At 43.8% G+C, this 18,277-nt stretch carries 20 protein-coding genes; 14 read left to right on the top strand and 6 right to left on the bottom strand.

Going from position 1 to position 18,277, the window contains the following annotated elements; all coding sequences use genetic code 11:
* Positions 1–145: 145 nt before the first annotated feature.
* Positions 146–1,312 carry a sialidase family protein gene (locus tag PBT90_RS05325; RefSeq protein WP_264809363.1) on the bottom strand — a complete coding sequence of 389 codons (1,167 nt, stop codon included), beginning with the start codon at positions 1,310–1,312 and terminating at the stop codon, positions 146–148.
* 394 nt (positions 1,313–1,706) lie between these two features.
* On the opposite strand from PBT90_RS05325, the gene PBT90_RS05320 reads away from it, so the two are divergent.
* The 3 genes from PBT90_RS05320 to map all read left to right on the top strand — a co-directional run bounded on the left by PBT90_RS05320 (position 1,707) and on the right by map (position 4,318).
* Positions 1,707–3,128, top strand: a complete 1,422-nt coding sequence (locus PBT90_RS05320; protein WP_264809362.1) for an alanine/glycine:cation symporter family protein — start codon at positions 1,707–1,709, stop codon at positions 3,126–3,128.
* A gap of 119 nt (positions 3,129–3,247) precedes the next feature.
* Positions 3,248–3,541, top strand: coding sequence for a hypothetical protein (locus PBT90_RS05315; RefSeq protein WP_264809361.1), 294 nt, complete (start codon positions 3,248–3,250; stop codon positions 3,539–3,541).
* 12 nt (positions 3,542–3,553) lie between these two features.
* Complete coding sequence (gene map, locus PBT90_RS05310) at positions 3,554–4,318, top strand: type I methionyl aminopeptidase (protein WP_264809360.1); 765 nt, start codon at positions 3,554–3,556, stop codon at positions 4,316–4,318.
* A 124-nt stretch (positions 4,319–4,442) separates the two neighbouring features.
* Here map and PBT90_RS05305 read toward each other — a convergent pair whose 3' ends face one another.
* The gene (locus PBT90_RS05305; protein WP_264809359.1) at positions 4,443–4,838 is read right to left on the bottom strand and encodes a DUF1573 domain-containing protein; all 396 of its coding nucleotides are present in this window, start codon (positions 4,836–4,838) and stop codon (positions 4,443–4,445) included.
* A gap of 174 nt (positions 4,839–5,012) precedes the next feature.
* Positions 5,013–6,467 (bottom strand): ATP-dependent DNA helicase, encoded by a 1,455-nt coding sequence (locus PBT90_RS05300; RefSeq protein WP_264809358.1) that lies wholly within the window; start codon positions 6,465–6,467, stop codon positions 5,013–5,015.
* Between the two features lie 14 nt (positions 6,468–6,481).
* Here PBT90_RS05300 and PBT90_RS05295 point away from each other — a divergent pair, with 14 nt between their 5' ends.
* From PBT90_RS05295 to coaD, 4 genes are all read left to right on the top strand, one after another.
* On the top strand, positions 6,482–6,991 hold the full coding sequence (locus tag PBT90_RS05295) for an NUDIX domain-containing protein (protein ID WP_264809357.1): 510 nt from the start codon (positions 6,482–6,484) through the stop codon (positions 6,989–6,991).
* A gap of 49 nt (positions 6,992–7,040) precedes the next feature.
* Positions 7,041–7,622 (top strand): hypothetical protein, encoded by a 582-nt coding sequence (locus PBT90_RS05290; RefSeq protein ID WP_264809356.1) that lies wholly within the window; start codon positions 7,041–7,043, stop codon positions 7,620–7,622.
* Positions 7,623–7,633: 11 nt separating this feature from the next.
* Positions 7,634–8,452: a DUF3822 family protein gene (locus PBT90_RS05285; protein ID WP_264809355.1), complete on the top strand. Its 819-nt coding sequence runs from the start codon at positions 7,634–7,636 to the stop codon at positions 8,450–8,452.
* A gap of 130 nt (positions 8,453–8,582) precedes the next feature.
* Positions 8,583–9,038, top strand: a complete 456-nt coding sequence (coaD, locus tag PBT90_RS05280; protein WP_264809354.1) for a pantetheine-phosphate adenylyltransferase — start codon at positions 8,583–8,585, stop codon at positions 9,036–9,038.
* On the opposite strand, the gene PBT90_RS05275 is transcribed toward coaD, so the two are convergent.
* Entirely contained in the window at positions 9,026–9,712 is a 687-nt protein-coding gene (locus tag PBT90_RS05275; protein WP_264809353.1) for an NUDIX hydrolase, read from the bottom strand. The genes coaD and PBT90_RS05275 overlap by 13 nt on opposite strands.
* 99 nt (positions 9,713–9,811) lie before the next feature.
* Here PBT90_RS05275 and pyrE point away from each other — a divergent pair, with 99 nt between their 5' ends.
* Entirely contained in the window at positions 9,812–10,459 is a 648-nt protein-coding gene (gene pyrE / locus PBT90_RS05270) for an orotate phosphoribosyltransferase (protein ID WP_270131909.1), read from the top strand.
* A gap of 34 nt (positions 10,460–10,493) precedes the next feature.
* Here the strand turns inward: pyrE and PBT90_RS05265 are convergent, their stop codons facing one another.
* Both PBT90_RS05265 and PBT90_RS05260 read right to left on the bottom strand, forming a co-directional pair.
* Positions 10,494–11,000 (bottom strand): hypothetical protein, encoded by a 507-nt coding sequence (locus PBT90_RS05265; RefSeq protein ID WP_264809352.1) that lies wholly within the window; start codon positions 10,998–11,000, stop codon positions 10,494–10,496.
* Between the two features lie 69 nt (positions 11,001–11,069).
* Entirely contained in the window at positions 11,070–11,603 is a 534-nt protein-coding gene (locus PBT90_RS05260) for a gamma carbonic anhydrase family protein (protein ID WP_264809351.1), read from the bottom strand.
* 131 nt (positions 11,604–11,734) lie between these two features.
* Between PBT90_RS05260 and PBT90_RS05255 the strand changes: the two genes are divergently transcribed.
* From PBT90_RS05255 to lptE, 6 genes are all read left to right on the top strand, one after another.
* Entirely contained in the window at positions 11,735–12,457 is a 723-nt protein-coding gene (locus PBT90_RS05255) for a YceI family protein (protein ID WP_264809350.1), read from the top strand.
* A 61-nt stretch (positions 12,458–12,518) separates the two neighbouring features.
* Positions 12,519–13,769: an aminodeoxychorismate synthase component I gene (pabB, locus tag PBT90_RS05250; protein WP_264809349.1), complete on the top strand. Its 1,251-nt coding sequence runs from the start codon at positions 12,519–12,521 to the stop codon at positions 13,767–13,769.
* Positions 13,759–14,868, top strand: coding sequence for a DNA polymerase IV (gene dinB, locus PBT90_RS05245; protein ID WP_264809348.1), 1,110 nt, complete (start codon positions 13,759–13,761; stop codon positions 14,866–14,868). Before pabB ends, dinB begins: the two co-directional genes overlap by 11 nt.
* Before the next feature lie 87 nt (positions 14,869–14,955).
* Complete coding sequence (miaB, locus tag PBT90_RS05240; RefSeq protein WP_264809347.1) at positions 14,956–16,434, top strand: tRNA (N6-isopentenyl adenosine(37)-C2)-methylthiotransferase MiaB; 1,479 nt, start codon at positions 14,956–14,958, stop codon at positions 16,432–16,434.
* Positions 16,431–17,720 carry a sigma-54 interaction domain-containing protein gene (locus PBT90_RS05235; protein ID WP_264809346.1) on the top strand — a complete coding sequence of 430 codons (1,290 nt, stop codon included), beginning with the start codon at positions 16,431–16,433 and terminating at the stop codon, positions 17,718–17,720. The genes miaB and PBT90_RS05235 overlap by 4 nt, the downstream gene beginning before the upstream one ends.
* Positions 17,704–18,246 carry an LPS assembly lipoprotein LptE gene (gene lptE, locus PBT90_RS05230; protein WP_264809345.1) on the top strand — a complete coding sequence of 181 codons (543 nt, stop codon included), beginning with the start codon at positions 17,704–17,706 and terminating at the stop codon, positions 18,244–18,246. Before PBT90_RS05235 ends, lptE begins: the two co-directional genes overlap by 17 nt.
* Positions 18,247–18,277: the final 31 nt, after the last annotated feature.

Raw genomic sequence — 18,277 nt, 5'->3', positions numbered from 1 at the left:
AATGCTTTTTATTAATGATGAGCCAAAGAGGCTGTCTCAAAAGGCTTCTCGCTGTCTGCCCGTTCAAACCAATGAAAAAGCCCCATGGCTAACATTGCTGTTAATTTTTGTGGAGCACTCATTAAAACCCAATTTTCCCCTATAACTACTTCCATTCCTCCGGATCAAAAATAGTCGCTGCAATATACCGGTAGGGCTTCTCCTCAGCAGAATTGGCATGATTCCAATAATAAATCATGACCAGTTTACCATCTGCCCGCTGCACCATACGCGGATAGCCCACATCCCTATTGGCTCCATCCCCACTTCTCAATATAATCTCATTTCCCCAAGTCCTGCCCTGATCTTCGCTAAAACGCACATGCACTCTGGAGCCAAAAACTGATCTATGGATATAGCCTAAAGCCAACCTCCCGTCATCCAATTGAACTAAAGCAGGAGGCGATCCGCCTTGCCCCGTATCCGGAGCGGGATCTACCAATCGCTGCCAGGAATTGCCTTTATTCTTTGACAGATAGCTACTGATCAAATTCTGACCATTTTCAAGCCGGGTTCTGATGGTAGTCAAATAGGTATTCTCATCCAGCCGAATGGAAGATGGCATAATATCGAAACCACCGTGCTCAGGCGTAACCCAAGAGACCAATTCCCAATTCAGACCTCCATCAGTAGTCCGCACAAAGGCCACTCTACCTTCCTTGGAATTGGATTTTGCGGTGGTTACAAAAGCAGTGAGTGTAGTGGAACTCTCTACATGGTAATCTGTTCGATTGGCTATTCCTGCAGTTCCCATATTAGGAAAAACAAATGGCCCATCCCAGGTAGCTCCCTTATTGTTTGAGTAATAAAAGTGACTGGGACCATCGTCATTATTGTGCCTGAGAAAGGTCAACAGAAAATCCGCTGAGGTAAAGTCCGGCATGGGTTCTTTTAACACTTCAGGTTTAGCAGCTTTGGAGTCCGAAATATTATTATCGTGTCCCCAGGCAGTTTGGCCTAAAGAGTATGCATCCTGCAAGCTCCAGGTCTCCCCTCCATCCCTGCTTCTGGCATAATAGTTTTCGGCCGTTTTCGGATCATAAGTATGCAGTCCTTTTTCATCTTTATTGAAGGATGCCTGTACAAAACCCACCAAAATCTCGTCACCCCAAACCCAAATTCCATGATTGGCAGGCCAGCCCCCATATTTGCCATTTTCTTGGAAGACTACCTGATGCTCAATGTATTTATTCTGCTGAGCTACTGCAGTATAGCACTGTAGCAGAACCCCTAGAAAGGCAAATGCAATACTCCTAAATTGATTCCTTTTCACTATTTCTATTTCTATTAAATGCCAACAACCTAAAATATTATGCTTCCTAAAGCCACTGGGTAAGTATACCTATTCCAATCTTCAACTGCAACCTGCTCTATACCGAAAGGTAGGCCGGGAAAACAATCATCTTGAAAGCAATTCAGCAGGTTTATTTACATTTGATCATCTAAATTGAACGCTAAATCCATTTCAATACGGTAAATGCCCATATTTTTACGTTCTTTCGGTCTAGTTTATCCCCGATTGAAGTTATTACCTTAAACTAAACCCATATACAACTTTACACATGAAATCGAGCTGCCTAGAGTAAGGGCATGGCTAGAAAGTCATACACTGCCAAGGTTTTCAGCATTGCGAGATTCCATGTGACCATCGAAAAAAACACAAATACATGAAAGAAATAGTTGAAGCAATTAATGCCGTAATCTGGAGCAACGCCCTGATTTTCCTATGTTTAGCTGCGGGCATTTACTTCTCATTTGCCACCAAGTTCCTGCAGGTTTCCTACCTCAAAGAAATGGTACAGCTGTTATTCAGCGGTGAATCTTCTAAAAAAGGCGTTTCATCCTTTCAGGCTTTTGCGATAGCAATCTCCGGAAGAGTGGGCACGGGAAATATAGCCGGTGTGGCCACTGCCATTGCTATGGGTGGCCCCGGAGCGATTTTTTGGATGTGGGTGATCGCATTTCTAGGGGCTTCTTCTGCATTTGTAGAATCTACACTGGGACAGATATACAAGGAGGTCAATGACGGAGAATACCGAGGAGGACCGGCTTATTACATAGAAAAAGGAATAGGTAAAAAATGGTACGCCATGCTGTTTGCCTTTGCCACCATCATGGCCACAGCCTTGTTTATGCCGGGAGTGCAAAGCAACAGTATAGCCCTTAGTGTGGAGAATGCTTTTGATATTCCAGTGTTTTGGACAGGAGCATTGGTAACTTCTTTCATGGCTTTGATTATACTGGGGGGTGTCAAGCGAATCAGTAAGGTAGCCGAAGTGGTCATTCCTTTTATGGCTGCAGCCTATATTCTGATGGCTGTAGTGATTATCTCCATCAATATCACTGAAGTGCCGGCAGTGTTTGCACTGATCATCAAATCGGCTTTTAATATGGAAGCGGCATTCTCCGGAGTATTCGGTATGGCCATCGCTTGGGGTGTCAAAAGGGGGATTTATTCTAACGAGGCCGGTCAGGGAACCGCCCCACATGCTGCGGCAGCTGCCGAAGTCAGTCACCCGGTCAAGCAAGGCCTAGTGCAGTCCTTTTCGGTTTACGTAGATACCTTATTTGTCTGTACAGCCACTGCATTGATGATTCTATTTACTGGTCAGTACAATGTAGAAAATCCGGCAGGTGGTTTTCTAGTAGAAAACCTTCCCGGAGTACCTTATGGCCCGGAATTCACCCAGTTTGCAGTAGCTTCGCAATTCCCGTCTTTAGGCGCAGGTTTTATTGCAATATCCCTGCTTTTTTTCGCCTTCACTACCATCATGGCTTACTATTACATAGCAGAAACCAACCTGAGTTACCTCATCAGAAACACCAATAACAAATGGGGAATCTGGGTGTTGAGAGCAACTATCCTAGGTGCTACTTTCTATGGCTCCATCAAAACTGCAGCTTTGGCATGGACTATGGGTGATATAGGCGTGGGACTTATGGCCTGGCTGAATATCATAGCTATTATTCTTTTGAGAAAACCAGCGTTCAGAGCATTGAAAGATTATCAAAGGCAGAAAAAAGAGGGTAAAGACCCTGTATTTGTGGCAAAGGACGCCGGAATTGAAAATGCTGATTTCTGGAAATAAAAGTCAATAACTGCCCAAAGGAAAACAAAGCGTAACCCTACTTTGGGTCAGGCCAAAGTACTCTTATAAACCTAATAGGAAAGCCGGCAATATTGTCGGCTTTTTTATTTACAAAAGCCATGAAAAAAATCATTTTCTACGGATTATTACTTCTTTCTGTACCCTCTTGCAGCATGGATGATGAAGACTTCATTAGGACTGAAACTGGAGAAATATGGCTCAGTGGTGGATTGAATCATTGTGCACATCAAATACGCCTTGATACCGGTGACACCTTAGTCGTGGACCTGAAGGACCTAAGTGATTATATCACTGGAGACAGGGTGTCTGTAAAGTATAAAGAATTGGGCTTAAATGAATTTTGTTCACCTAAAATTGATTGTAGTATAATTGAAATCAGTAAACTTGACTAAATAAAGAATACCATGTCCATCACCAAAGAATCAGAATTAATCGGAATGAAGCGCATCAGCGAAGTGGTAGGAAACACTTTGAAACTGATGAGAGAATACGCCCAGGTCGGCATGTCCACCAAAGAACTGGACCATTTCGGTGGGGAAATCCTGAAGAGCTTTGGTGCAAAATCAGCCCCTTATGAAACCTATGGTTTTCCGGGATATTCCTGCATCAGTGTAAATGAGGTGGCCGCGCATGGAATCCCTTCCGAAAAGGTGATTTTGAGAGAAGGAGATTTGGTAAATATCGACGTTTCGGCAGAGCTCAATGGTTTTTGGTCAGACAATGGAGGCTCTTTTGTTTTGGGAAAGGACATCAATAATCACCAGCCTCTGGTTGACGCCTCCAAAGACATTCTTCAAAAAGCCATCCATGCCATCAAAGGCGGAGTAAAAATAGCAGACATCGGGTTCCTCATAGAGTCAGAAGCTAAAAAGTCGGGCTATAAGGTGATTAAAAACCTAGCCGGTCACGGCGTGGGCAGAAGTTTACACGAAAAGCCAGAAGATATTTTAAACTATAGGGTCAAAACCAACCAGGAACGCTTTAAGAAAAATACTACTGTGGCTATTGAAACCTTTATTGCTACCAAGTCCACCTACGCCGTGGAACAGAATGATGGATGGACCTTGGTTGGAAACAAAGGCGGATTCGTCACCCAACACGAGCATACGATCCTGGTGACCGATGAGGCGCCGATTATCCTGACGGAAGGAAATGGGATTTGGGATTAGGAAGAAAAACCATCCGAAGTGGGAACAGTATCCTATCTCAGGAAATCATTGTCTTAAAACTAAACCCATAAAAAAAGCCTCCTCAAATCACTTTGGGGAGGCTTTTATATGGAGTAAGCACTGATTATTTTGTCTTTGGAAGCACGTTTGATATCAAGGATACTTTCTCGATCGGCTCAGAGGCATTGGAATAAATCCTCACCACAGAATTCTGCTTGCCCATTTTTCCGGCTGAATTGAAGGAAACTTTAATCTCAGCCGATTTTCCCGGAGCTACCGGCTCTTTTGGCCAGCTTGGCACTGTACAGCCGCATGTAGCAGCTACATTGGAAATCACTAGGGGTGCAGTCCCTGAATTGGTCAACTCAAAGGTGTGGGAAACCTTATCTCCTTGTGTAATATCACCGAAATCAATTGATTTTTCTTTGAAGGTGATTACTGGGCCATTCTGCTCTTGCGCATTTACCTGAAGTGCAAATACAAAAGCGAAAACAGTCATTAATAATCCTAACTTTTTCATGGTATTCATTTATTTGGTTTTCAAATATTCAATTTTTTCATTCAACTTCAAAATAACGGAATACTAAGCTCTGGGATTCCATTATTGGATATCATCTAGAAAATATCTTGCCAAAAGGCCCGGATAAGTTCCTGTACGAGTATTGCTTTAAATAAAGAAACTACCGATTTACCCTTAAAAATCCTCTTCCGTATCCACATTGGGCTTTACAAAAAAGCTTTGTGCAAAATTCACCAGATAAAGCTCCTCCGTGGCTCGGGTAATCGCCGTGTACAGCCACCTCACAAAATCCCTGTCCACCTTGTCCTCAGTAAGATACCCCTGATCCACAAAAACCGCCTTCCACTGTCCTCCCTGGGCTTTGTGACAGGTCAGCGCATAGGCAAACTTCACCTGTAAAGCATTCAGAAATGGATCCTTTTTGATCAATTCCATCCGCTCCTTTTTACTGGCCACATCTGCATAGTCTTCTGACACCTGCTGGTAAAGGCTCCGGTATTGTTCCCGGGTCAATGAGGGACTGGGAGAGTACAAGGTATCCAGAATTACTTTTGCCTCGAAGTGCGGTTCATCCGGATAATCCAGTAGGCGCAACTCCAATGTCGCAAAACGGAAGCCATAGAACTCTTCAAAAGATCGGATTTTCATCACTTCGGCCATATCTCCATTGGCCAGAAAATTCACCTTTTCCGATTCTGCCATGTAGGTATAATTGTTTTTGACAATCATCAGCAGATCTCCTGAACTGATTTCATCCTCATAGAAATGGATAATTCTGCGGATGTATTGGTTATACTGTACAGCAGCCTTATTGGAGCGGGTAACTATGGTGGTGTTTTCTGTACCAAACTTATCATAGGCATAGCGCAATCCGTCCTCCAGCCGCTCTCCGGTCATTTTAAAGGTATCCCTGAAAGTCTGGGTTGTAATCCGAATCTGTGGCTGATCTAACAGGATTTCCTTTCTCAGGTTAGTAGCATTGTAGAGAATCCCGGACTCCAGCCGCTGACGCATGACTTCGGTCAGCTCCACCTGATCCGTATCCAATCTATAATGCCGCTGTAAATAATCCGACTCCAGTGCAGGGCTATATTCACTCCCAACAGGCGGAAGCTGAGCGGTATCCCCTACCAGAATGAGTCTGTTACTGCTCACTTGAAATACAAACTGAATTAAATCTCCCAGCAGGTTACCAGACATCCCGCCATCATCTGCAAGCATGGAAGATTCATCTATGATGAATACAGTGTCCTTATAATAGTTCCTTTGCAGAATGAACCCTCCTCCCAGGCTGCCATCTTCGGATTTTGGTTTGTAGATAATCTTGTGAATGGTATAGGCTGCTCTTCCGCTATAATTGCTCATCACCTTGGCAGCACGCCCGGTAGGAGCCAGTAACAGAGACCGCATGGAGAGCTTGGGCAGCGCCTGCACCAAAGCCGAGATCACCGAGGTTTTCCCTGTACCCGCATACCCTCTCAGCACGAAGGCTGACTTTTTCTCCAGATCTTTCAAAAGAAAGGAATCCATTTTCCTGAAGAATGAAAGTTGTCCGGAAGTAGGCTGAAAAGGAAATTTATTGATCAGTAAATCCGATGGCCTCAGCAAAGGCTTATTATCTTTACCCATAGAAGCGAATGTAAATGGCAAACGAGGACATCAGCAAGCAAATCACTGCGAAATTTGGAAATCACTTGCGCAGTAGAGTAAATGGGATTTTGATACAGGATGACAAACTCCTGATGATAAGGCACAAAATGGGCAATCAGCGAGTATTCTGGTCCGTACCTGGAGGGGGGATGGAATATGGAGCGGCTGCCGAGGAGAATCTCAAAAGGGAATTCATAGAAGAAACTGGATTGGAAGTAGCGGTAGAAAAATACCTTTTCGTCCACGAGTTGCTAGCCCCACCCCTGCATGCCATGGAGCATTTTTTTCTAGTGCGACAGACCGGAGGAAAGCTGATGCTAGGCAAAGACCCTGAATTATCGGATAGATCTCAAATCATCGAAGAAATCTCCTGGATGGACCTAAAAAGCATCCAATCATTGCCTCATGACACCCTTCATCAAATCTTTTGGGGAATTAAATCCTTGGAGGACTTAGTATTGTTGCGAGGATATTTTAAATTTGGAAATAATTATCTAAAATAGCACGATTTAAAAACCTTCAACCTTACCCAGATTCTTAAAAAAATAGCAAATGAATTTATCAAAAGTACTATCCTTAGTCTTCTTCGCAGTGGCAATCGGTCTAGGCTACCTTCTTTACAAAGGTGTAGATGACGTAGTGGAGAAAGAAAAAAGAATTGCTTTAGTGGAAGCCGCTATCATCGAAAAACTACAGATGATCAGAAACGCTGAATTGGCTTATCAAGCTGCAAACGGTAAATATGCCGGAAGCTGGGATTCTTTGAGAAACTTTATCTCAAACGGAAAAATCTGGCTTGTACAGCGGACAGAGACTACCAAACTATTGGAATACGGTAAGGAAGAAACTACTGTAACCTTCGATACCCTAGGTTCTGTACCGGTAATGGACTCGCTTTTCAACGAAAGAAAATACCCTGACTTCAAACTAGAAAGCCTTGCAATCGTTCCAGGTTCAGGCGGAAAACAGTTTGAATTCTTTGCTGACAAAATCGAGCGTAACTCTTACGAAATCAACGTATTCGAAGTAAGAGATCCAGATCCTATCAACCCTGAAAGAAGATTAAACAATAACGAGAAAGCCTTGAGAGTAGGTTCAAGAACAGATGCCTCTACTGAAGGTAACTGGAAATAATACCTCCTATTTTGGAAAACAATCTCAAAGTATTTAAAAGTGATAGGTTTGATGTGGAAGATGCATCAAGCCTATCGCTTTTTTTATACCCCAATGCCATTTTCATTTTTGCCAAAGACAGCAATAATTCCAATCTCGGCATTCATGAATACACTCCAGCGAAGCCTGAGGATCTGGAACAATTGGTGGTGTCGGATCCCTTACTGAAAAACGACATTCCTTGTACTGTTTACGTTCACAGCGCAAACTTTGCACTCGTACCGGGAGTACTTTTCCACCCAGGAAAAGAGACAGAATACCTGGCATTTGCCGGAAAACCCATGGAGCAGGCCAGTTTTTTCAACACGCCTTTAGACAGCAATAACCTACAGGTGGTCTCCTGTATTTCTAGCAAGGTGAAGAAAAGTCTGGAAGCCAGGTTTTCTGAATTGAGTTTTCATCACGGAAGTGTCTCCTTCCTTTCCTACCTTTTCAAGGAAAGATTCAACCTGCTAGGCCAGGAAATCCTGCTCAGTGTATTCGAAGGCCAGCTATACGCAGCCGCTTTTACCAATCAAGAACTCAGCGTATTCAATAGGTTTGAACTGTCTGGAAAAGAGGACATACTCAAATACACCTTGATCTTGATCGAGCAACTAGGCTTTGACAGAAACCTGGTGAGAATCAATCTCTATGGAGCTACCAAATCCAGTGAAATCAGCGAAGAGTGGGGCAGCGCGTATTTTCAGAACTTCCGGCTTTTGACTGCCCATGCCAACCAAAATTATACGCATGGATTCAAGCATCTGAAATCATTGAATCTATTTGAAGCAAACTGGCAGTTTGATTAAAATAGCAGTGAAAGATGTGCCTATTCCATCACCGGGATTATAATTTGAACAGTTCAAAAAATAGGTAAGTTTATGCTTGCTTGCTTAACTGAGTATGGCGCTATCTAATGAATCTTTAATAAACTCACGTATGAAAAAAGTTGCCATCTTTCCAGGATCATTTGACCCTTACACTTCCGGACACCACGATATAGTGATGCGCAGCTTGGCCCTTTTTGATGAGGTGATCATAGGGATAGGCTATAATTCCACCAAGAAATCCCGTTACTTTGACATAGATGAAATGGTAGAAAAGGTAAAGAGCGTGTATGCGGAAATCCCGGCTGTAAAAGTCATCGTGTATAACGAACTAACTTCTACCCTAGCCAAAAAGCACCAAGCTCAATTTCTGATCAGGGGACTTAGAAATACTACAGATTTCGAGTACGAAAACACCATCAGTCAGATGAACCGCTACCTCAACGACGATCTGGAAACCGTCTTTCTGATTACTTCACCCCGTTTTGCGGCGATCAGCTCCACCATTATCAGAGAAGTGCATCGCTTTGGGGGCGATGTTTCCGAATTTATTCCTTATGAGATCTGAGGCTTGTGTGATTTTTTAATAAAACGCTTGAACAGGTAGCGCATGGAAGGGTAGGAATTGACCAAGGCCACCTTGGCATCTCCCTCATAAAACCAGCGAATATCCTGAATTCCCTCTTCTTCTTGGGGAGTCATTTTGGCATCGTCAAGGCAATCCATCGCAAACCAATAGGTTTTCTTTAAAATACTCTTCCGATTGTGGGTGTAAGTATGCCAAGTGGTGCAAATTTTCTCGCCTGCTTTCACCTTAATCGCACACTCTTCCTCTACTTCTCTCAGAGCACATTCCTTGGGCGTCTCTCCTTTTTCAAATTTGCCCTTCGGGAAATCCCATTTTCCCAGCCGGAAAATCAAGAGAATCTTGTCCTTTTTAGAAACCACGCCTCCAGCAGCTTTAATGATCGCAAAACGGCTTTTGACAAAGCGCTTCAATTCTGCCTTATCTTTGCTTACAAGTGTGATGGAATCCAAATCTTTCAGCTTTCTGGTGCGAAGAAGGTACAATAAGCGAATAACTGTATCATGGGAAGGTTCATGGAAAAGCACATCGTCCTTCCAGGGTAAGTGCGAAGCGATATCTTCGTGTTCTTGATAGACGACTTCATACGATTTGGACACATTGAACTCCTCATAACTTATCAGGTCCAATGGTTTGTCATTCACGAAGATTCTCATGGGTGAATCAAAAGTTTGAAATACGAGTAATAGATCAAATGTGCATATTTTTTTGACTTACCACAACCTTAGCCCAGCTTAATCACTTATTTTTGGGGTATGGAAATTTTAGACCCGAATGTGGCTGCTGAAGTAGCCGATCAACTGCTGGAAATACAAGCAATCCGATTACAACCTTCCGAACCATTCACCTGGGCTTCGGGATGGAAATCACCCATCTACTGCGACAATAGACTTTCGCTATCCTACCCCGAGGTACGGAAGATGATCAAGGAGCAGCTGGTAAAAAGTATCCAACACTACTTCCCAAATGTAGAAGCGGTCGCAGGAGTAGCCACTGCCGGTATTCCACAAGGAGCTTTGCTTGCCAACGACCTAGATCTCCCATTTGTCTATGTACGCTCAAAAGCCAAAGGGCATGGCATGCAAAATATGATAGAGGGCAAAGTAGTCCCTGGACAAAAAGTAGTAGTAGTAGAAGACTTGGTTTCCACAGGAGGAAGTTCCCTGAAGGCCACGCAGGATCTGCTTGATGCTGGATTTGAAGTTCTGGGAATGGTAGCCATTTTCAGTTATGGTTTTGACCTAGCCAAGGAAAACTTTGAAAAGGCGGGTGTGAAATTAGTTTGTCTCAGCCACTATGAAGCCATGCTTCCAAGAGCCGTAGAGCGCAATTACATTGCTGACGAGGCCTTACAATCGCTTTCAGAATGGAGAAAAGACCCTTCCACCTGGAACCCTAAATGATATGACAAGCGACCTGAGATTTCGGGTCGCTTTTTTATTGAAGTTCATCTGCGGCTACTGGCCGCTTTTTATTTTTGGCCAATCCCCAAAAAACCACCAATACATATAGTAAAGCAAAAAGCCATTTGGAAGTAGTGGCAATAGAAGCCATACAGCCCAAAAAAGTATATCGATCCGGAAAATTTACCAGCATCAATGTCACAATGAAATTTTCCAGCACATCAAAGGCAAACAGCAAAAAGGGCAATATCAATACCCGCTCCGATCTCCAGACCTTTTTAATGATACCCGAGAGCAAGGCCAGGTAGATAAACATATACGGGAAATCCAATGCCCAAATCCCTAGCAGGTACCTGCTCCTTCCTTCCAATCCCATTTCTGTAAGGCTTTCATAAGCCACCTTAGCACTGTAGGCGAACTTCACATCTAGGGCCAAAGATTTTGGCATGTACCAGTTCAACAAAAAATTGAAAAGGAAAAACAAACCACTTAAAATTAAAAGTGTTAAAATCTTCTTGGGGATAAATTTTCTATAATTCATAAAAAAATAGCTTAAAAATCAGAAGGAGTAAAGTTAACAGATTCATATTTAAGACAGAAAGCCTTACTTCTATTTAGAACCAGATTCTTTACTTTTATCAAACCACCCCGCATACATAGGATAATTTTTAGCTGTTCTCACGATAACTTCCCGCATTTCTGAGCTGATTTCCTTCACTTTTTTGGCAGGCATCCCGGCATAGATGGTATTGCTTTCCACTACTGTATTTGCCAAGACCACCGCACCCGCCGCAATGATCGCTCCCGAATTCACCACTGCACCATCCATCACGATTGCCCCCATTCCAATAAGCACATTATCATGAATGGAACATCCATGCACGATCGCATTATGAGCGATAGAAACCTTGCTTCCTATGTAAGTCCCGGCTTTCTGATAAGTACAATGGATCACAGCTCCGTCCTGAATATTGGTGTCATCACCGATTCGGATTTCGTTCACATCCCCCCGCACTACGGCATTGAACCAAATGGTACAGTTCTTTCCGGTGATGATATCACCAACCAAAGTGGCATTTGGCGCGACCCAGCTCCCCTCGCCTAGCGCTGGAGTCTTTCCGTTAACTTCTAATATCAGTCCCATGTATTGTTAGTTTGAGTGTTAATGCTAAAATTTGTGAAAACAAAAATTCAAAATTTCTTTTGGCTTATGAACTTTTTAGCAAATTTTGAGTTACGTGTATATACATCAAATCTGAAAACAAACTCACAACAATGAAAACTATCAAGCAAACAGGACTAGTATTGGCAGTTGCTCTTATGACTTTTGCCTGCGGCAAATCAGGAGAAACTGTAGAAGCTACAGAAGCACAAGCAGTGGCTGAAGGAGCAGGCGCTACTTTGACATTGGATCCAGCCACATCTACAGTGGCCTGGACTGGCTATAAGCCTACCGGGCAGCATACTGGTATAATCCCGGCTACTAATGGCACCCTGACAGTAAACGGTACCGATGTTACTGGCGGATCATTCACTTTCGATATCACAGGATTGGAAATTCATGATATGGAAGAAGGTACGGAGATGCACGGAAAGCTTCTGACTCACCTTCACTCTGATGACTTTTTCGATGCAGCTACTCATCCGACTGCTACCTTTGAAATCACTGGCATAGAGCCTTTCTCTGCGGGTGATGTAGTTACTGACAAAGAGGAATTCGAATCAGAAAACACCCCTCAGGCAAACAGTGAACTTACTCCTGAAAACCCGAATTACTGGGTAAGCGGTAACCTAACGATGAGAGGAACTACTAAAAACATCAAATTCCCTGCTGCTATTTCTGTAACAGATGGAGTAGTCTCTGCAAAAGCTGGATTCAACATCGACAGAACCGACTGGGGACTTGCATACGGCGACGAAGCTTCTGTAGCTGATAAGGCAAAGGACAAGTTCGTTTACAATAACGTAAGCTTAGTTTTGGATGTAAAAGCTAACTAAGCTCAACTAATCCAAATTAAAAGAGGAAATCAGCTGATTTCCTCTTTTTTTTGTCCTGTCAATGAGTGAAGCTAACTACTCCTACCCAATCCCTACCGCAGACTGGAAAGCAAAACTTTGCTTTTGGGCTGACAAACGGTACCCGTACTTTGCGCTTACCGATGGCAACAACCACCACTATCCGGAAGAAGCCTTTGAATCACGTTTTTTTGCTGGAAAAAAAGCACTGACTGAAAAGGAAATCTGGGACCAGGATTCTCAAATTCAAAAGGTAGGGATCATTGGCTATGATTTTAAAAACCGACTAGAGCACCTAAAAAGTGAAAACCCGGCATTTTTGGACTTACCTGAGCTATGCTTTTTTCAGCCTGAAATCTCTTTGAAATTCACTGGGAATACAGTCTACAGTTCTGTGGAGCTGAATGAGAGCTTTTGGGAGGAAATCGAAAATAGTTCAATTCCTAAAAGCCCGAGCACTCATTGCGCTATCACAGCTCAGCTCACCAGAGAGAATTATATCGCTTCGGTCCAAGCTATTCAGGAGCAGATCGTAGAAGGGAATACCTATGAGGCTAATATCTGCCAGGCTTATGCTGGATCATTCGAAAAATGGGATCCCATTTCGGCCTATTTTCTTTTGACCGAAAAGTCCCCCATGCCCTTCTCGGCTTTATTCAAAGCAGAATCAAAATGGCTTGTATCAGCTTCCCCAGAGCGCTTTATCAAGAAAACCGGCACGCGTCTGATAGTACAACCCATCAAAGGCACCATCCGAAGAGGTGCCACTCCAGAGGAAGATGAACACCATAAAAGGTTACTTCTGGCAAGTGAAAAAGAGCGTGCCGAAAACCTGATGATCACTGACCTGATGCGAAATGACCTAGCGCGGGTTTCCCAAACTGGCAGCGTGAGAGTGCAAGAATTATTTGGGATATATGCCCTTCCCAGGGTTTTCCAGATGATCAGCACCGTCACTTCTACGCTTCGGGCAGGAGTAGATTTTTCCCAGATCATTCAGGCCACTTTCCCCATGGGGAGTATGACCGGTGCACCGAAAATCAGCACCATGGAAATCATTGAACAAGAAGAGAAATTCAAGCGCGGATGGTTTTCGGGGGCATTTGGCTACATCAAAGAAAATGGCGACTTTGATTTCTCAGTGATTATCAGGAGCATTATTGCAGATTTAGAAGCAAAGCAGCTGTATTTTGGAGTGGGAAGTGCCATTACATTTGATGCGGATGCAGCTCAGGAATATGCAGAGTGCGAGCTGAAAGCTCAGGCAATTTTAGAAGTTTTAAGTGGAAAATGAACCGGGTAACTCAACCCCTCAAGTAAGAAAAATCATCCATGTGGATATGGATGCCTACTACGCTTCCGTGGAGCAACTGGATCATCCAGAATGGAGAGGTAAGCCACTGGTGGTGGGAGGCAATGCTGCCCGGGGAGTGGTAGCCGCTGCCAGTTATGAAGCCCGGAAATTTGGGGTTTACTCAGCCATGGCCTCTACCCTCGCAGCCAGGAAATGTCCCCAATTGATTTTTGCACCGGCTCGCTTTGACCGCTACAAGGAAATTTCCAGTCAAATCCGGGAGATATTCTATGAATACACGGATTTGGTAGAGCCACTTTCGCTGGATGAGGCATTTCTGGATGTCACAGAAAATAAAAAAGGACTCAAATCTGCTATTTTGATAGCTAGGCAGATCCGGCAAAAAATCAAAGCCCAAACCGGCCTGAATGCTTCTGCAGGGATTTCCTACAATAAGTTTTTAGCCAAAATCGCTTCAGACCTCAATAAGCCCAATGGACAGGCGGTGATTTTGCCGGCAGAAGCAGAGGGGTTTCTGGAAAAACTCCCCATCAAAAAATTCTTTGGAATCGGTAAGGTGACTGCGGAGAAAATGGCGGGCTTAGGAATCCATAACGGCCGGGATCTCAAGCAATTTTCCCTTCAGTTTCTGACCAAAAAATTCGGGAAATCAGGCATTCATTATTACAACATTGTCCGGGGAATCCATTTATCCGAAGTGCAGCCACATAGAATCAGAAAATCCATCAGTGCTGAAAACACCTTTGTGAATGACCTGTTCGATTTGGAAGACCTGCGCTTTGCATTAAAACCCATCTACGAGGAACTAATCCGGAGAATCAAAAAGAGTGGTATCAAAGGCCGAACAGTCACCCTTAAAATCAAATTCTCAGATTTCACCCTACAGACCCGAAGCAAAACCCTGGAACAATACGTAGAAGAAGAACAGCTATGGGAAATCGCGCAGGAATTGCTGGAGCAGGAAAACTTTGCTCAATCCATACGACTTCTGGGCTTAGGGATTTCCAATTTGAATGTAGTCGAAGAACACCAACACTTCGGGGAGCAGTTGAAGATTCCCTTTCAGGGAGAAAAATAGGCGCTGTGCAAATAGAAATAAAAGATGCATACTTCTGCCATTTTGTCCGCATTTTCTTAATTTCGCGATCCGAAAGAATATAGTATTATGGATAATTTGATCAAAGACATCGATATCATCTCTGGAGAAGAAGCGCAAGCCTGTGACTTTAAGACCACAGTGGACGAAAACACGGGGAAAACGAAAAAGCTGTATATCGAAAGTTATGGTTGTGCTATGAACTTCTCAGATTCTGAGATTGTGGCCTCTATCATGAAGGATGGGGGATTCGACACCACCTCCGACTTCAATCAGGCGGATGTGATTTTCCTGAATACTTGTTCTATACGCGAAAAAGCTGAACAGACCGTACGCAAGAGGCTTTCTGATTTCAACAGAGCCAAAAGAAACAAACCTGAAATAACCATAGGGGTTTTGGGCTGTATGGCTGAACGCTTAAAGGATAAGCTTTTGGAAGAAGAAAAAATCGTGGATGTGGTCGTAGGACCGGATGCTTATCGTGACCTTCCAAACCTGGTTTCAGTAGCTGAAGAAGGCCAGAAAGCTGTGAACACCTTTCTATCCAGAGAAGAAACCTACGCGGACATTGCTCCTGTACGACTCAACTCCAATGGTGTATCAGCTTTCATCTCCATCATGCGTGGCTGTGACAACATGTGCTCATTTTGTGTGGTGCCATTTACCAGAGGCAGAGAAAGAAGCCGTGATCCGCATTCTATCGTGAGAGAGGCACAGGAACTCTTTGCCAAAGGCTATAAGGAAGTCACGCTTCTGGGGCAAAATGTGGACAGCTACAAATGGTCTCCAGAGGAAAACAACAAAGCAAGACTCAATAAAAAAACAGGGGAAGTAAGTGCAGTTATCACTTTTGCCAATTTACTTGAAATGGTCGCCCAGGTGGATCCCAGCCTTAGGGTAAGATTCTCCACTTCCCATCCCAAAGACATCACAGATGAGGTGCTTTACACCATGAAAAAGTACCACAACATCTGCAAATACATTCACCTGCCAGCGCAAAGCGGAAACTCCCGTATACTGGAAATGATGAATAGAACCTACGACCGGGAATGGTACCTGGAGCGTGTAGCCAAAATCAGGGAGATTCTCGGGGAGGAATGCGGTATATCTTCAGATATGATCACGGGATTCTGTTCCGAAACTGAAGAAGAACATCAGGACACCCTCTCACTGATGGATATAGTCAAGTATGACTTTTCATACATGTTCTTCTACTCTGAGCGTCCGGGCACTTTGGCCGCTAAGAAATTTGAGGATGACATTCCTCTGGAAGTCAAAAAAAGAAGACTGGCAGAGGTGATCACCAAGCAAAGCGCGCTTTCGCATGAACGAAACAAACTGGATCTTGGACAGGAGCAAATCATTCTCCTGGAAGGCACCTCTAAAAAATCAGCTCAGGAGTTAAAAGGCAGAAACTCTGCCAATAAGGTGGTGATAGTTCCTGCCGGGAATTATGGCAAAGGAGACTACCTCAAAGTGAAAATCACCGACTGTACACCTGCAACTCTATTTGGTGAAGTCCTAGAAATCAATCCAGCATTGGCATGATCACACCCCAGGAAATTCACAGCGTCAAGCTTCGATTTGGAATTATAGGAAACAGCCCCTTGCTAAATCACGCCATTCAAGTGGCCATGCAGGCGGCGCCTACAGATATGACCGTGCTCATCACGGGAGAAAGTGGAAGTGGTAAGGAAAGTTTTTCCAAGATCATCCATTCCCTCAGCCTCCGTAAGCATGGCAAATTCATCGCGATCAACTGTGGTGCCATCCCAGAAGGAACCATTGACTCCGAGCTATTTGGGCACGAAAAAGGCTCCTTTACCGGGGCACATGAGGCAAGAAAGGGTTACTTTGAAGTGACTGACGGGGGATCTATCTTTTTGGATGAAATCGGCGAAATGCCTCTGGGTACGCAAGCCCGTTTGTTGCGGGTTTTAGAAAACGGCGAATTCATTAAAGTAGGTTCTTCGAAGGTTCAAAAAACAAATGTACGCGTAATCACGGCCACCAATGTAAAGCTATTGAAAGCCGTAGAAAACGGGAAATTCCGTGAAGACTTATACTACCGACTAAATACAGTTCCGATTTACGTACCGCCTTTGCGGGAGCGAGGTGAAGACATGGTCTTGCTTTTCCGAAAATTCACTTCTGATTTTTCGGAAAAATACCAAGTCCGTCCGATTTCTCTGGATGCAGACGCCCAAAGCTTATTGATGAGGTATCCATTTCCCGGAAACATCCGTCAGCTGAAAAATCTGGCCGAGCAAATTTCCCTACTGGAAGAAAACAGGGAAGTAGATGCCGAGACCTTATCCAAATACCTACCTACGGATAATTCCAGACTGCCTATGGCGCTCACAGGAAATGTAAAAAGTGGAGAAGCCAAGGATTTTTCAGAAAGAGACATTCTTTACAAGGTTCTATTCGAAATGAAAAAGGACATGAATGATCTGAAGAAACTGGTGCTGGAAAGCTACCAAAACGGAGGATTGAACTCCAGCATTATCCAAAAGCACCAAGAGCTGTTTGAGGATATGGATTCGGAATTTGAACGTAAAGAAAGTACAGAATCCTCCCCTAGCTACGTTCCTTTGGTGATAGACTCTAAAAAGACAGCCAACTCGGACAGCAGTGAATATGAAGAGGATGTCATTGAGGACATTATCCATGAGGAAGATGACAATTCCCTATCTCTGGAGAAAAAAGAAAAAGAAATGATTCTCAGAGCTTTGCGCAAGCATAACAACAAAAGAAAATATGCAGCCAATGACCTGGGGATTTCCGAGCGCACGCTTTACCGCAAAATCAAGCAGTATGAAATTGATCAATAAGTCTTTGGGATTAGGGCTCCTGTTTGGTTTTTGCACCTTGTTTCAAAGCTGCTCGGTCCAGTATTCCTTCACAGGCACTACGATCAATTATGAAGAAACCCAGACCTTTTCGGTAGATAATTTCTTCAACGATTCCGGGGGTGGCCCTGCCAATATGGAACAGCGATTTACAGAAGCGCTGAAGGAATATTACCAGAGAAACACCCAGCTGGAGTTGATGCGCAGCAATGGAGACCTGCAGTTTATGGGCGCAATCACTAGCTATACGGTCACTCCACAGGCGGCTGTTTCCAGTGGAAGCAATGATGTAGCTGACCGGGCAGGTACTATGCGACTGACTATACGCGTGGAAGTGGAGTATATCAACACTGCCAATGAAGAAGAGAATCTGAAGCAAAGTTTCAGCTTTTTTCAGGACTATGACCCCAGAAGTACCACCCTATTGGAAGTAGAAGATGAACTTGTAGAGGAGATATTTAAAAATATCATCCAAGATATCTTCACAGCGACCGTAGCGAATTGGTAAATTTCCTATCTTCAAAATCAAAAGAAATATC

This window comes from Algoriphagus sp. TR-M9 (genome assembly GCF_027594545.1).
Lineage (GTDB): Bacteria > Bacteroidota > Bacteroidia > Cytophagales > Cyclobacteriaceae > Algoriphagus > Algoriphagus halophytocola.
This window is presented reverse-complemented; position numbering and strand designations above follow the sequence as displayed.